General features: G+C 38.2%; 15 protein-coding genes. 8 read left to right on the top strand and 7 right to left on the bottom strand.

Annotated elements, in window-relative coordinates; all coding sequences use genetic code 11:
* Positions 1 to 22: 22 nt before the first annotated feature.
* Together DHD80_RS15815 and DHD80_RS15810 are read left to right on the top strand one after the other, a co-directional pair.
* Positions 23 to 574, top strand: a complete 552-nt coding sequence (locus tag DHD80_RS15815) for a sigma-70 family RNA polymerase sigma factor (protein ID WP_251742435.1) — start codon at positions 23 to 25, stop codon at positions 572 to 574.
* 1 nt (position 575) lies between these two features.
* A complete protein-coding gene (locus DHD80_RS15810; RefSeq protein ID WP_251742434.1) occupies positions 576 to 842 on the top strand; it encodes a hypothetical protein in 267 nt (88 codons plus the stop codon).
* On the opposite strand, the gene DHD80_RS15805 is transcribed toward DHD80_RS15810, so the two are convergent.
* Positions 826 to 1,650: a hypothetical protein gene (locus tag DHD80_RS15805; RefSeq protein ID WP_251742433.1), complete on the bottom strand. Its 825-nt coding sequence runs from the start codon at positions 1,648 to 1,650 to the stop codon at positions 826 to 828. The genes DHD80_RS15810 and DHD80_RS15805 overlap by 17 nt on opposite strands.
* Before the next feature lie 128 nt (positions 1,651 to 1,778).
* Between DHD80_RS15805 and gcvP the strand changes: the two genes are divergently transcribed.
* The 4 genes from gcvP (at position 1,779) to DHD80_RS15785 (ending at position 7,213) form a co-directional block, all read left to right on the top strand.
* Positions 1,779 to 4,628: an aminomethyl-transferring glycine dehydrogenase gene (gene gcvP / locus DHD80_RS15800; protein WP_251742432.1), complete on the top strand. Its 2,850-nt coding sequence runs from the start codon at positions 1,779 to 1,781 to the stop codon at positions 4,626 to 4,628.
* 96 nt (positions 4,629 to 4,724) lie between these two features.
* On the top strand, positions 4,725 to 5,783 hold the full coding sequence (locus tag DHD80_RS15795; protein ID WP_251742431.1) for a ketoacyl-ACP synthase III: 1,059 nt from the start codon (positions 4,725 to 4,727) through the stop codon (positions 5,781 to 5,783).
* A 2-nt stretch (positions 5,784 to 5,785) separates the two neighbouring features.
* A complete protein-coding gene (locus tag DHD80_RS15790; protein WP_251742430.1) occupies positions 5,786 to 6,307 on the top strand; it encodes a methyltransferase domain-containing protein in 522 nt (173 codons plus the stop codon).
* Positions 6,308 to 6,361: 54 nt separating this feature from the next.
* On the top strand, positions 6,362 to 7,213 hold the full coding sequence (locus tag DHD80_RS15785; RefSeq protein ID WP_251742429.1) for a glycosyltransferase family 2 protein: 852 nt from the start codon (positions 6,362 to 6,364) through the stop codon (positions 7,211 to 7,213).
* On the opposite strand, the gene pafA is transcribed toward DHD80_RS15785, so the two are convergent.
* Positions 7,210 to 8,835 (bottom strand): alkaline phosphatase PafA, encoded by a 1,626-nt coding sequence (pafA, locus tag DHD80_RS15780; protein ID WP_251742428.1) that lies wholly within the window; start codon positions 8,833 to 8,835, stop codon positions 7,210 to 7,212. The two genes, DHD80_RS15785 and pafA, sit on opposite strands and share 4 nt — an antisense overlap.
* A gap of 117 nt (positions 8,836 to 8,952) precedes the next feature.
* Between pafA and DHD80_RS15775 the strand changes: the two genes are divergently transcribed.
* The gene (locus tag DHD80_RS15775; RefSeq protein WP_251742427.1) at positions 8,953 to 9,690 is read left to right on the top strand and encodes an ABC transporter permease; all 738 of its coding nucleotides are present in this window, start codon (positions 8,953 to 8,955) and stop codon (positions 9,688 to 9,690) included.
* A gap of 4 nt (positions 9,691 to 9,694) precedes the next feature.
* Positions 9,695 to 10,459, top strand: coding sequence for an ABC transporter ATP-binding protein (locus DHD80_RS15770; protein ID WP_251742426.1), 765 nt, complete (start codon positions 9,695 to 9,697; stop codon positions 10,457 to 10,459).
* Here the strand turns inward: DHD80_RS15770 and DHD80_RS15765 are convergent, their stop codons facing one another.
* From DHD80_RS15765 to DHD80_RS15745, 5 genes are read right to left on the bottom strand one after another with little or no spacing between them, the layout of a single operon-like run.
* On the bottom strand, positions 10,460 to 11,896 hold the full coding sequence (locus tag DHD80_RS15765) for a DUF389 domain-containing protein (RefSeq protein ID WP_251742425.1): 1,437 nt from the start codon (positions 11,894 to 11,896) through the stop codon (positions 10,460 to 10,462).
* Between the two features lie 2 nt (positions 11,897 to 11,898).
* Entirely contained in the window at positions 11,899 to 12,990 is a 1,092-nt protein-coding gene (locus DHD80_RS15760) for a mannose-1-phosphate guanylyltransferase (RefSeq protein WP_251742424.1), read from the bottom strand.
* 1 nt (position 12,991) lies between these two features.
* Positions 12,992 to 13,591: a SprT-like domain-containing protein gene (locus DHD80_RS15755; RefSeq protein ID WP_251742423.1), complete on the bottom strand. Its 600-nt coding sequence runs from the start codon at positions 13,589 to 13,591 to the stop codon at positions 12,992 to 12,994.
* A complete protein-coding gene (locus DHD80_RS15750) occupies positions 13,592 to 14,278 on the bottom strand; it encodes an SDR family oxidoreductase (RefSeq protein WP_251742422.1) in 687 nt (228 codons plus the stop codon). It lies immediately after the preceding gene.
* On the bottom strand, positions 14,271 to 15,236 hold the full coding sequence (locus tag DHD80_RS15745; protein WP_251742421.1) for a M20/M25/M40 family metallo-hydrolase: 966 nt from the start codon (positions 15,234 to 15,236) through the stop codon (positions 14,271 to 14,273). The genes DHD80_RS15750 and DHD80_RS15745 overlap by 8 nt, the downstream gene beginning before the upstream one ends.
* Between the last annotated feature and the right edge of the window lie 56 nt (positions 15,237 to 15,292).

Genomic DNA, 15,292 nt, shown 5'->3' with positions numbered 1-15,292 from the left:
TATGAGATAACTTACTCCTTCAATGGCAGCGAATAGCTTAAATCCAAATAATTGGGTAGATAAATATTCCGATTACCTTTTCAATTATACAATTGTGAGGGTAAATGATCGTGAGATCGCCAATGATATTATATCTGAAACTTTTTTGGCTGCGTTAAAATCTGCAAAAAACTTTAAGGGTGAAGCCAGTGAGAGAACCTGGCTTATCTCTATCCTTAAACGCAAGATCATTGATTATTATCGAAAAATCAATAGTAGAAAAGGCAAAGCTGAAGTCCGCATAAATTATAATACAGATTCTAATGAGGGCGACTGGCTGGAAGAACAGGTTGCCGATAGTTCAGATATGACAGCGGAGGACGTTATGGAAAATAATGAGTTGGGACTGGCAATTCTGGACTGCCTGGATTCAATCAACGAAAAACACGCTGCGATCTTCAAAAGAAAAACCATTGATGGTTTGGATACTGAAGAGATTTGTAATGAATTCGATATCACGCCGTCTAATCTTTGGGTTATTATACACCGGGCCCGAACAGCACTGGCGGCATGTTTGGAAAAAAACTGGTTTTAAAATGGGAGTTAAGAAAAAGAATTTTTTAATCGATTGTTCTGAAGCAGGTATTTGTTGTGATAAGGCGCAATATAAAGACGCCAGTTTTTCTGAAAAAGCTAAACTCTTAATTCACCTCATTTATTGTAAGATTTGCCGGAAGAGAACTTTTCGCAACTCCAAACTCACTAAATTAATAAAGGAATCGAAATTACAATCCTGTCCAGAGGATCAGAAAAAAGTTTGGAAAGAACAAATTCAAACCAAAAATACTACAGAAAATCCCTAAATATCAATTCCAGGATTAAATAGAAAATTGGAATCGCTTCAACCCAAAAAGAAGTATAATAAATCGATTGCTCTCTTTTCGCATTCCAGAGAAAAATTCCGGCAATTAAAAGAACCATACTCAACACTATAAATTCCCGGTTTTCAATACTTCGCTGAAACAGTTCAATAAAAAATATTATAAATAATAGGAAGGTCCCAAAAATTTTGGTTTGTAAAACGCCTAATAGCTGCGGAATTGTTGCCAGATCTTCTTTATCAAACTGAAGGTCCCTTATTTCAAAAGGCAGGATCAAAACCAGAACGAATAAGAATCGCTGAAAGAAATCTATTAAAATTTCAGTGCCTAAAATGTTCCCAGCATCTATAAGTGGCAGTAGAAAGGTTGTGCCTGCCCAAACCAATGCAATTATAAAAACTTTAATGGTGGGCAAACTACGCAAATTCCCAGATCTCCCTAAAAATGGGACGGCATATAAAAGCGTAAAAAGACCCAGGATAGCGGTCGAAATTAGCACTTCCTTATTTAGCTGAAAGGCTAAATAACACATTGCTAAAAAGCATCCAAGTGAAAAGAGCTGGATAAGTCGCAGGTTCTTAGTCAGTCTCATATGATGAAGTTTCGCTACCCCGGCATATTTCACAAAATTATAACCTGTAATGGATGCAAAAAATATAAATAGGATTAAGTTTTTATTTAAAGGAAGTGAAAATTGTAGATAGGTAATAAAAGTGAAAGCAATGATCGCAATGGATACATGGATACTGCAGGTGATATAAAGATCAAATACATTTTTGATAAACTTCATTCATTAAAATTACGATTTTTCAGTTCCGATATTCCTATCTAAAATCTTAACAACTGTATCCTGATTATGCCTGAAAATTTAAATCGAAATTATGTATTTTCGCAGCACAAAACACAACTTTATTTTTGATGAGAACAGATTCATTTGCTTTGCGCCATATTGGTCCCAGAGAAAACGATGTACAGGAGATGTTAGAGGTGATTGGTGTTGATTCTATCGATACATTGATCTATGAAACTATTCCAGATGATATTAGGTTAGATAAACCTCTGGACCTTCCGGTTGCCATGAGCGAAAATGAATATGCCGAACACATTAAAAAACTTTCGGAAAAAAATAAAATTTTCAAAACTTATATTGGTCTAGGTTACCACCAGGCAATCTTACCTGCAGTTATCCAGCGGAATATTTTGGAGAACCCGGGATGGTATACTGCCTATACGCCTTACCAGGCTGAAATTGCCCAGGGAAGATTGGAAGCCCTGCTGAATTTCCAAACCATGATTACCGATCTTACGGGAATGGAGATCGCCAATGCCAGTTTATTAGACGAATCTACTGCGGCAGCCGAAGCCATGGCTTTACTTTTTGCGGTTAGGGATCGTAGACAGAAAAAAGATGGTATTAATAAATTTTTTGTATCTCAACAAGTATTGCCTCAAACCATTTCTTTAATTGAAACCCGGGCAGGGTTTTTAGGCATTGAATTGATCATAGGAGATCATGAAGAATTCGAATTCTCCGAAGATTATTTTGGAGTTTTATTGCAATATCCCGGGAAATTCGGACAGGTTTTCAATTATGCTGAATTTGTCGAAAAATGTAAAAATTCAGGCATAAAAACCGCTTTTGCTGCAGATATTTTGAGCCTGGTAAAATTACAGGCACCGGGAGAGCTGGGAGCTGATGTTGTGGTTGGAACATCACAACGTTTCGGGATTCCTTTGGGCTATGGAGGTCCGCACGCCGCTTTCTTTGCTACCAAAGAAGAATATAAAAGGACATTACCGGGAAGGATTATCGGCCTCACCAAAGATACCGATGGTAATAGAGCTCTGAGGATGGCGCTTCAAACCCGCGAACAGCATATAAAGAGGGATAAGGCCACGTCTAATATTTGTACCGCCCAGGTGCTGTTAGCCGTGATGGCCGGGATGTATGCCGTGTATCACGGACCAAAAGGCCTGGAATATATTGCCGATACTGTTCACAAAACTGCGGTTAGCCTGGAAAATAGCCTTAAGGATCTCGGTTTTAAACAACTGAACCCAGCATATTTTGAGACGTTGCATGTTAAAGCCAATGCTAGTGAAATTAAGCAGATCGCAGAGAAAAAGGAGATCAACTTCTATTATCCAAATGAAAATAGCGTTTGCATTTCTATAAATGAAACTACCAATAAAGCAGATCTGAACGCGATAATTTCAGTTTTTGCTGAACATTCCAAAAATGATTTCGACAAAGTTTCTGAATTGAGTTTAGAAAGTAAAATTCCTGTAGAACTGGAACGTAAAACTAAATTTCTAACGCACGAAATCTTTAATTCATTCCATTCTGAAACTGAATTAATGCGTTACATAAAGAAACTGGAACGAAAGGATCTTTCCTTAAATCATTCCATGATTTCTCTTGGTTCTTGTACCATGAAATTGAATGCGGCTTCAGAAATGTTACCGTTAAGTAATCCGCAATGGGGAAATTTACATCCATTCGTGCCCATTGATCAAGCTTCAGGATACCAGGAAGTCCTAAAAGAATTAGAAGCAAATCTTACCGAAATTACAGGATTTTCAGCTACTTCACTTCAACCCAATTCAGGCGCACAGGGTGAATATGCAGGCTTAATGGTGATTCGAGCCTTCCATGAAGCGAATGGTGAAGGCCATCGTGATGTTTGCTTAATTCCATCATCTGCCCACGGGACGAATCCCGCTTCAGCAGCAATGGCAGGAATGAAAGTTATTGTGACCAAGGCCAGTGAAAATGGCAATATAGACATCGATGATCTTCGCGAAAAAGCACTTAAGCATAAAGATCATCTTGCTGCATTGATGGTTACCTATCCCTCCACGCATGGTGTTTTTGAATCGGCTATTCGGGAGATCACCAGGATCATTCATGATAATGGCGGCCAGGTGTATATGGATGGTGCAAACATGAATGCCCAGGTTGGCTTGACCAATCCTGGTAGAATTGGGGCTGATGTGTGTCACCTCAACCTTCATAAAACCTTCTCGATCCCCCATGGGGGTGGTGGCCCGGGAGTTGGGCCTATTTGTGTTGCTAAACAATTAAAACCTTTTTTACCCGGCAACCCGGTTATAAAAACCGGAGGTGAAAACGCCATTGGCGCAATTTCTTCAGCGCCCTGGGGATCTGCCTTAGTTTGCCTGATCTCTTATGGATACATAAAAATGCTGGGGACTGGCGGACTTCAAAAAGCCACCGAATACGCTATCTTAAATGCTAATTACATTAAGGAAAGACTGAAAAATCATTACAAAACATTATATTCTGGGGAAAGGGGAAGAGCAGCCCATGAAATGATCGTGGATTGCAGACCTTTCAAAGAAAAGGGAATTGAGGTTACAGATATCGCCAAGAGGCTTATAGATTACGGCTTCCATGCGCCTACTGTTTCTTTTCCGGTCGCCGGAACACTCATGATTGAACCTACAGAAAGCGAAAGCAAACCGGAATTAGACCGGTTCTGTGATGCTCTAATTTCAATTAGAGAAGAAATAGAAGAGGTTACAGCAGAAGAGCCGAATAACGTTCTTAAAAATTCACCTCATACCATTCATATGTTGACCGCAGATGCGTGGGATTTTCCGTATTCCAGAGAAAAAGCAGCATACCCTCTTGCTTATCTTCATGAAAATAAATTCTTTGCCAGTGTTCGAAGGGTTGATGAAGCGTATGGAGACAGAAATTTAATGTGTACCTGCCCTCCTATTGAAGAATATATGGAGGCATAACCATATAATAGTCAAAATTCTACATATTTATTCTTCGAAGAAGGATTTTTTGGTCTGAATTATATAAATTGTGAAAACCCTAAATAAAAAGGTATCATGAATTCTAAAATTACCGGAACCGGCAGTTACATCCCAAATGTGATCACCAGAAATGCTGATTTTCACCAGCACAAATTTTTGAATTTAGATGGTTCAGTTTTTCCAGGGGATAACGAAACTACGATTAAAAAATTCAAGGCAATTACGGGGATTGAAGAAAGAAGATATATCGATAAGGAGCTCACCACATCGGATATCGCAGTGATTGCTGCGATCAAAGCGATTGAAAGTTCCGGTATAGATCCAGAAACTTTAGATTCAATCATTGTAGCCCATAATTACGGTGACGTAAAGAATAATTCCAACCAAAGCGATACGGTTCCCAGTCTTGCCACAAGGGTAAAAGCACGATTAAGGATAAAAAATCCACAATGTGTGGGCTATGATGTTCTTTTTGGTTGTCCCGGATGGATTCAGGGAATGATCCAGGCGCATGCTTTTATAAAAAGCGGAATGGCTAAAAAGTGTTTAGTTATTGGTGCAGAAGCGCTTTCCCGGGTGGTAGATAAACATGATCGGGATTCCATGATCTTCTCTGATGGTGCGGGTGCTGCAATTTTAGAAGCTACAGAGGAAGAAGGCGGGATTTTGTCTTTTAATTCTGCTACTTTTTCCTATCAGGAATCTGAATACATCTACTTCGGAAAATCTAATCATACCGTGGCTCCGGAAGAAATCAGGTATATAAAGATGCAGGGAAGAAAAGTGTATGAATTTGCCCTGGTAAATGTTCCGAAGGCAATGAAAACCTGTCTTGAAGCCAGTGGGAAAGACATTAGCGATCTTAAAAAAGTATTTATACATCAGGCCAATGAAAAAATGGATGATGCCATCATTAAACGTTTCTATAAATTGCATAACGAAACCCCTCCGGAAAATGTCATGCCTATGACTGTACATGAACTGGGAAATAGTAGTGTGGCCACCGTACCCACTTTATTGGATCTTGTGCTTAATGGAAAGATTAAAAATCAGGAGTTGAAAAAAGGGGATGTTATTTTATTCGCCAGTGTTGGAGCCGGAATGAATGTAAATGCCATTACTTACCAGGTATAGAAATGTACGAGAATACTTATCCTGAAAAGCGTTATTCCAAAACCCTTCAGTTTTTACTATCCAATGTGCAACCACCTGCCAAAATTCTGGATCTTGGTGTAGAAAATCCATTTTCAGAAATTATGCGAAAAAATGGATATCATGTTTCAAATACTACCGGCGAAGATCTCGATTTGGTAACTGATGCCGTAAAAACTTCAAAATATGAGGTTGTAACTGCTTTTGAAATTTTCGAACATTTACTGGCCCCTCTCAACGTTTTAAAAGATATTCAGGCTACGAAGCTGGTCACCACTGTTCCTTTAAAATTATGGTTTTCGCCAGCGTATCAAAGTAAAACCGATAAGTGGGATAGGCATTATCATGAATTTGAAGACTGGCAGTTTGACTGGTTACTTGAAAAAAGCGGCTGGCACATTAAGGAAAGTATAAAATGGAACAATCCAGTCAACAAAATAGGTATCCGTCCCATTTTAAGAAAATTCACGCCTCGATATTACGCAGTGTACGCCGAAAGGATTTAAGCAGCTTTTATTTTCAGGATATTCCTATATTAGTCTTTCACAAATTTCAATTTCTTGAAAATTTATATCGTCATACCTGCCCATAACGAAGGAAAATATATTGCTAAAACCCTTCAATCACTTGTAGACCAGACTGTACAGCCAGATAGGGTTGTTGTGGTGGACGATAATTCTATAGACAACACCTCCCAAATTGCCATAGATTTTGCCGCTAAATATCCCTTTATCGAATTGGTAGAAAATAGCAGTTCTGCGGAACATGCGCCGGGAAGTAAAGTTATAGACGCTTTCTATAAAGGATATTACGAACTTCCTGAAGATTATGACATCATTTGTAAATTTGATGCCGATCTCATTTTCCCTGAAAATTATCTGGAGAAAATGCTGCAGCATTTTAAAAGCGATGAAAGTATTGGAATGGTAGGTGGTTTTTGCTCCGTCTTAAAAGGAAAAGTATGGGAAATTGAGAACCTCACCGGCAAAGATCATATTCGTGGTGCTTTAAAAGCCTATCGCAAGAATTGTTTTATCCAGATTGGAAAACTAAAACCTTCCATGGGTTGGGATACGGCCGATGAACTGGTGGCCAGATTTCATGGCTGGAAAATCCTAACCGATGAATCCCTCATCGTAAAACATCTTCGCCCTACCGGTTTAAATTATCACCAGAATGCTGCCCATAAACAGGGAGAAGCTTTCTATAAACTTCGTTACGGAACGGGATTGAGTCTAATCGCTTCCGCGAAACTTGCCGCGAAAAAAATGAATCCGTTTGCTTTTTTGCATTATAGCATTGGGTATTTTAATGCGAAAAAAAGAAACGACAATTTCCTTGTTTCCGAAGAAGAAGGAGAATTCATTAGAGATTTCCGCTGGAAAAATATCAAGAATAAACTTAAAGGTTAATCCAATAATGCCTTTAAAGGATGGCCGGTTGTTCCATTAGGAAATTCGATCCCTAACAATGCAGATATGGTTGGTGCGATGTCGGGGATTTCAGAAAGTTCTGTGCTGCTCCCTTTTTTGATCCCTTTTCCAAAGAAAAGCAAAGGCACATGCGTATCATAAGAGTAGCCGCTACCATGGGTTGATCCTGTTTCGGAATACACGATATACCCGGGATCTAAGAGATAGATCACATCCCCGCTCCGTTTTTGATTAAAACCATTTTGAATTTTACTGGCAATACCTTCGGTAAATTCAGTATTCTGCATTTGCTCCCGGGTGAAAACCTTATAGATATTGTCCTGTTGAAGGAGAAAATGTGCGATTTTGTTTTGAGCTTCAACCAACTCAACTTTTGACTCGCTCATTTTATCGTAATCGAAGAAAATCTGTCCGTTCGAGATATTCTTAATTAGATCTTTACCCAAATTCTTTTCTACAAAAGGATATAAAGAATCGCGCAAAACTGCTTCGTTATAATATCCTGCCGGAATTTTATTAGACTTTAAATATCCCGGAACATCCACTCCACCATGATCTGCAGTGAGAAATAACGTATACTCTCCTTTTCCCACATTTTCATCCAGGAAAGAAAGAAAATCTGCCAGAGCCATATCCAAGCGGATATAGGTATCCTCAATTTCCTTTGAATTGACCCCGAAATTATGCCCCACATAATCGGTGCTTGAAAAACTTAGCGTGAGAACATCGGTAATATTGTCTTTCCCTAATTGTTCGCCTAAAATTGCCGCTTTAGCAAATTCAGCGGTAAGATCATTTCCAAAAGGCGTGGCTTTTATAAGTTCATAATTTCCGTTTCCTTTAGCCAGGTTTTTGAGATCATAAGGAAAAACCGCTTTATCCTGACCGGCAAAACCACCTTCAAAAGTATTTTCGTCAATTCCGCTTTGAGAATAGGATTTTATGTCTTTTATGGGATTCCAAACTTTTAAATACTCTTTCGCTTTTCCAGAATTATTAAAATCCTGTACCCATTGAGGAAGTTCAGTCATATAAAAACTACTGGTGATCCAGCGCGCTTCATCACTTCCATGAAACCAGTAAGCAGCATTCGCTGTATGCCCGGCAGGTAAAATCGCCCCCCTGTCTTTTAGTGCAATTCCAATTGTTTTTCCTTTCAGCTGCGTAAATAACCTGTTTTCATCAGCAAAACTGGTAGTTAGCATTCTGTGTGGGGACATTTTTCCGGCATTACTCTTTGTCCCCACCGGAGTGACCGAATCATCTGAAGCACAATACACATACTGCCCTTCAAACTTATCGAACCATGAATTACTAATTATCCCATGACCTGCAGGTGTCGTCCCACTGAATACGGATGCATGACCTGGTCCTGTGTAAGTTGGCACATAATTAAAATGATTGTTTTTAAAATTAAATCCATCATTTACAATTCTTTTAAAACCTCCCTCGCCATATTGATCCCAAAATCTGGTCAAATAATCATAACGCATTTGGTCTACCACGATACCAATTACCAATTTTGGCCTTTCTTCATTAGATTGTGCTTTTATATTAACTACAGAAAGTAAGAATAGAATAGTGAAAATGTACTTTTTCATGCTCAAAAATAATTTTAAAGTCCTCCAAAAATACAAAACTATAAAGGCCAAACTTTAATTCGTCGTTAAATACTTTAGAAAGAAATTTTAGTATTTTAGCTTCTCAAAAATGAATTGATGACCTATTTATACTCCATTGGGGAATATTTTTTAATGCTTAAGGGAGTTTTTGGACGTATGACGAAAGGATCAGTCCTTAGGAGTTTAATTTTTAAAGAAATAAATGACCTCATTTTAGGATCCATGGGAATTGTTGCTTTTCTCTCCTTTTTTATAGGTGCGGTTGTCGCCATTCAAACTGCACTAAACCTAAACAATCCTCTAATACCAAAAACGCTTGTAGCCTATGCGGCCAGGCAATCTGTAATCCTTGAATTTGCCCCAACTTTTATTTCCATTATTATGGCTGGAAAAGTTGGATCCTTTATTACATCCAGTATCGGGTCCATGAGAGTTACCGAGCAAATCGATGCTTTGGAAGTAATGGGGATCAATTCAAAAAACTACCTCATCTTTCCAAAGATTGTTGCCATGTTCACCTATCCATTTGTGATCGCAATATCTATGTTTTTAGGCATAGCCGGGGCATATTCTGCAGCTGTTTTCGGTGGATTTGTATCGTCAGACCAGTTTATTCTTGGTCTGCAAGATGATTTTATTCCTTTTCATCTGGTCTATGCTTTTGTAAAAACCTTATTGTTCGCTTTTATTTTATCTACAGTTCCTGCCTATCATGGATATTATATGAAAGGTGGGGCATTGGAAGTGGGACAGGCAGCCACCACCTCTTTTGTTTGGACCAGTGTTGTATTAATCGTTACCAATTATTTTGTAACCCAATTATTATTGAGCTAGGATTATGATAGAAGTTGAAAATTTAAAAAAAGGGTTCAAAGGAGAACAGATATTAAAAGGTATCAACTATACTTTTGAAAGAGGAAAAACAAACCTGATCATTGGCCAGTCAGGATCTGGAAAAAGTGTTTTCTTGAAATGTATGTTAGGCCTCTTTAAACCTGAAGAAGGCACTATTAAATATGACGGGAAGCCATATTCTAATTTTTCTGATGAAGAACAAAGAGAACTTCGGAAGGATATTGGCATGCTTTTCCAGGGAGGAGCACTTTTTGATTCTATGACCGTAGCTGAAAATGTTATGTTTCCGCTTAAAATGTTCACCAAACAGAAAAAGAAAGAATCCATGGCGAGGGTGCGGGAGGTTTTGGATCGAGTGAACCTTGAAGGTGCAGAAGATAAAATGCCTTCGGAAATTAGTGGTGGAATGCAAAAAAGGGTGGCCATTGCACGTGCCATTGTTAACGAACCGAAATATCTATTCTGCGATGAACCCAACTCCGGGCTGGATCCAACTACCGCAACTGTCATCGATAAACTTATTCAGAAAATTACTCACGAAAATCAAATTACCACGGTAATCATCACCCACGATATGAACTCGGTTTTGGAAATTGGTGAACGTATTGCTTTTCTAAAAGAAGGTTTACTTGCCTGGAAAGGAACCAAAGATGAGATCTTTCAAACAGACGATGAAACCGTGACCGATTTTGTTTATTCTTCAGATTTATTTAAAAAGGTAAGGGAAGCACAGCTGAAAGGTTACTAATTACCTTACGTTCTTAATAGCGAGCGTATCTAATTTAAGTCTTATTTTCATCCATTCTCTAAACTTAGCCTCCTGCTCTCGCACCTGTACATTGTTCAACTTCTTGTCCCAAGTTACCGTAAATGTTGGTATCGTATCGGTTTTCTGAAAATTCGTTGAAATAAGGTTTGAATACCCTATCTCTTCTATATTTTCATAATTGATCTTAGCTTCCTTGCTCAGTTCTACAAAGGAGAACTGGTCCCCTCTATATTTAGAAAGTTCATTTTCAAGTAATTCAATGCGTTTATCTTTATTTTGCAGAACCTCCTGATTCTTAATGTAAAGATCTTCCAGAATGCCACTACGGACTTCCGAAGAAATTTGATTGATATCCTGGCCCGCTGAATGTTCACCCTGATGGATAATTAATTTGGTTTCCTTAAGCGCTTCAATCTCATTCATGCTTTGTTCCCAAGTTTGAATCGTTTCATCAGTTACGCGATTCCCCAATAAATAGACATCCAGCTGCTTTCCTTCGTAATTTAAATCAGATTTAATAGTTGTTGTGCCAGCAAATTTAACCGTAGAGGATAAAAACTGGCTGGCTTTAGTTTCAAAAATTTGTTTGTTGAGGAGATTTATAAAAAGAAAAATACTGGGAATCATTACAATAAAAGCAATCAGGGAAGCTATTTGTGCAATCCTTTTTCTTCTCTTGCTATTTGCATAGCGCACCAAGGGAAATCCCAGTAACTTTGATACGACAAAGGTGGAAAGCGCGATAAAAACCGCATTGATGGAAAATAAATAAAGCGCACCAATTGCGTACTCCCAATTAGCATTGGCTATTCCATAACCTACCGTACATAATGGAGGCATCAGGGCTGTTGCAATGGCAACCCCCAAGATTACACTCACAATTGTACCTTTTTTAGTTTTCCCCACAATTAATGCAAGGCCACCAAAAATAGCTACCAAAACATCCAGGATCGTAGGGTATGTCCTGGCAATAATTTCAGGAGTTTCGAGTTTAACGGGGGATATGAAAAAATAAACGGTAGCGGTGAGTACACTAAGAATTACCATGATTCCCAGATTGGAAAAAGATCGTCTCAAAGTTTCCACGTCATTAATGGCAATCCCCATTCCAATACCCACAATAGGACCCATTAATGGAGAAATAAGCATAGCACCAATCACTACAGCGGTACTACTAACATTTAGTCCAATAGAAGCGACGAAAATAGAGAAAATTAGGATCCAGGCATTGTGTCCTTTAAAGGAAATATCCTTTTTTACGGCTTCAATCGTAGATTCTCTATCAGTGTCATCACGAATATCCAAAAGACGGCGTAAAAAATTCCTGGTATCCCGGGTGATCCTTTTGGCGTCTTCAGAAAGTTCTTTTTCCTTCGGTTTGACCTGTGAATTTTCTAAATTTTCAGATTCTGTCATTTCTAACCAAGTTCTTTACCGTATTCGTCTATAACTTTGCCCCTAAGATTTTTGATATATTGTTCTTCAGATTTTGGAACGATCAAAATCACCTCATCATCTTCCACGATGATATAATCTGAAAGGCCTTTGAGCACGATTATTTTTTTATTCTTACTAGAGATAATATTATTCTCTGAATCCTCGGCAAGGACACGACAATGCACCAATAAATTCCCCGATTCATCTTTTGGCAATTGGGCATCTAAAGAGGTCCAGGTACCCAAATCACTCCAGCCAAAGTCGACCGGGATCACGAATACTTCATGAGCTTTTTCCATGATCCCAAAATCTATGGAAAGGTTTTCAGCTTGAGGATAATACTCCTCGAGAAATTCCTGCTCATTTTTTTCATTGAAAAATTTTTCTCCTTTTGCCATTAAGCTCTCCATTTCAGGCAGGAATTCCCTAAAACATTTCAGGATAAATTTTGTGGACCAAACAAAAATTCCGGCATTCCAGAGATAATCGCCATCTTCCAGGAATTTTTCAGCCCTTTTAAGTGTAGGTTTTTCCGTGAATTTTTTTACTTTTTTTATTGAGGTTCCATCTGTAGTATCAAAATTAATATAGCCATAGCCGGTATTTGGACTATTTGGTGTTATACCAAGGGTAATCAATCGATCTTTCTCTTCAACATTATCAAAAGCCTGTTGTACGGCAACAGTAAATTTTTCTTCGTCTTTAATGTGATGATCACTTGGAGCAACAAGGGTAATCGCATGGGGATTTTTTTTATGAATTTTCAAGGTACCCAGCAAGATACTTGGTGCCGTATTTCTCATGGCAGGCTCCGGAACTATTTGCTCATCTTTAATATTGGGCATTTGTTCCTTGATCATCTCAACATATGCAGCATTGGTGAGTACATAAATATTTTCTGCAGGAATGATTTTTTTTAGCCGCTTAAAAGTTGTTTGAAACAAGGTTTCTCCATTTCCCAAAATATCAAGGAATTGTTTCGGATGCGATGCCTTACTGGCCGGCCAAAATCTGGAACCCACACCACCAGCCATGATTATTGCGAAATAATTATCCCTTTTAGTGCCAGTCATATTATGTTTTTAAAAGTTCTACCTCAGCATTAGGCTGAAATAAATAAATTTTTCCGGATTCTATTTCCAGGCATTCGTATCGCTTAACTCTGCGTTGCCCTTTTTTAAATTTTTTACCATTATATATTCTGAAAAGACTTCCCGTTGGAATTTCAAAAATATAGTTTTTATCATTCTCCTGGTCAAAACTTTTTAGCGCTATAGAAAGTTTTGCATCGGTATCGCTACTCGCTTTTGGATTTCTAAAATGATTTGCAATCACCGGCAGCAATGATTCCGGAAAAATTTCCGGTCTAATGAAAGGTAACATTAAATTCCTGAAACAAAATTTCCATTCCTGCCCATGAGGTTTAATACCTCTGCCGTACTTTTCAAACGCAATTAAATGTGCAATTTCGTGTACCGTTGTAATCAAAAATCTGTATGGATTAAGATTGGAATTAATGGTGATTTGTTGGGAACCATCTGGCATTCTTCGATAATCGCCATGACGGGTCACTCTTTCGTTTACAATCTTTAAATGTACCCCATTCAATTTAATCAATTCAGTTATAGGATGAACCGCATTTGAAGGAAGATATCTGGCAAGAATTTCTTTCATTTAAGGTGTACTGTTTGAAACCTGCAGGACTTTCCCATTATATAAATTGTGACCGTGAAGACTAAAATCTGCAATATATCCGGCCATTTGTTTCGCTGAAACCGGCGCCTCATATCCCGGAAAAGCTTCTTCTAACATTTCGGTTTGCACAGCGCCTAACGCCAACACATTAAACGATGGGCCATTATCTTTAAATTCTTCAGCAAGTAATTCCGTAAGTGTGATTAACGCACCTTTACTGGAACTATAAGCGGCAAGCCCGGGAAATTTCATGCTTCCCTGAATGCCACCCATACTACTAATATTAAGGACATGAGAATTTTTGTCCATGAATGAAAGTAATACTCTGGTAACCTCAGCCACTCCAAAAACATTTACCTCGTACACTTTTCTGAAATCTTCAACAGTACTTTCAGAAAAAGGTTTATTTAAAAGCGCCCCGGCATTATTGATCAGCACATCTACATGTTCCCATTCCGTAGATACAAAATCTACAACTTTGTCAATATGATCTTTTTTACTGATATCGAAAGGAAAGCTGGTGACATTCTTCAATTTAAGAGCAGAAACCGGATTCTCATTCCGGGAAAGGGCCAGAATATTATGTCCCATTTCAGCTAGTATTGAAACCATTTCATAGCCAATCCCCCTACTGGTTCCGGTAATTATGATATTTTTCTTACTCATTCAATGTGATTTCTTTGGCTGAAGTATTTGCCATTTTTTGAATTCCGGGAACCAGATCATTTAAAAGTTTGGCCATATGTTCAGGATCCATAAACTGGATTTCATCATCTACATGATGATAGTAATTATAGTTTGAAAAATCGAAGGTAGAAATAGTTTGCGCCGGAATGTTCAACTGCTCATAGAAAGGATAATTATCGCTTCTTTTAAACAGGTTTAACTGTTTTGCCTGGGGTAAAAATCCCAAAATCTTTTTATCGTTAGAATATTCATTGAACTTTTCAGCCAGGTTTGAATTTTCAAATCCCGTAACATAGGCTTCGTAATCTTTCGCTTTCATGGGAACACCAATCATTTCCAGATTAAGCATGGTATAAAGATCTAAATTTTCAGACTTAAGCCTTGCCGCTAAATGTTGGGAGCCTCTCAATCCCATTTCCTCTCCTGAAAACAATGCGAAAATAATACTGCGTTTATTGGATTGAGAGTTGGCCAGAACTTCCGCCAATTGTAAAACCCCAACGGTTCCTGCGGCATTATCATTGGCACCATTTGCAATAGAATCACCTTCTACCGGTTTACTGCTTCCAATATGATCATAGTGCGCGCCAATCAAAATAAACTCATTTTTGAGGTTTTCATCATTTCCTTCCAAAACCGCTACCATGTTAAAACCATCGATCTCATCGATCTTAAAATCATCACGATAATTTTCAAAATAAGCTGGTAAATCTAATTTTTTAAACCTTTCCTCGATAAATTCAGCAGCTTTTTCAATCCCTTCAGTTCCTGTTTTTCTCCCATTTAAATCATCAGAAGATAAAAAGGTGAGATCTTTTTCAATTTCATGAGCGGTGATGGCTTTCACCGGAATAGGTTCCTGTGCAGAACAGGAAATCAATAAAGATAAAAAAGAAAAAAGGATAAATGTCTTTAGTGATTTTTGATAATTTCTCATAGCTATAAAGATAAAAAATCCCGCGAGAAGCGGGATTTAAAACTATTTAAAGAATC

Source organism: Gramella sp. AN32 (assembly GCF_023718305.1).
GTDB classification, from domain to species: domain Bacteria; phylum Bacteroidota; class Bacteroidia; order Flavobacteriales; family Flavobacteriaceae; genus Christiangramia; species Christiangramia antarctica.
Note: the sequence above shows the minus strand (reverse complement) of the source record. Positions and strands in the feature narration are given on the sequence as shown.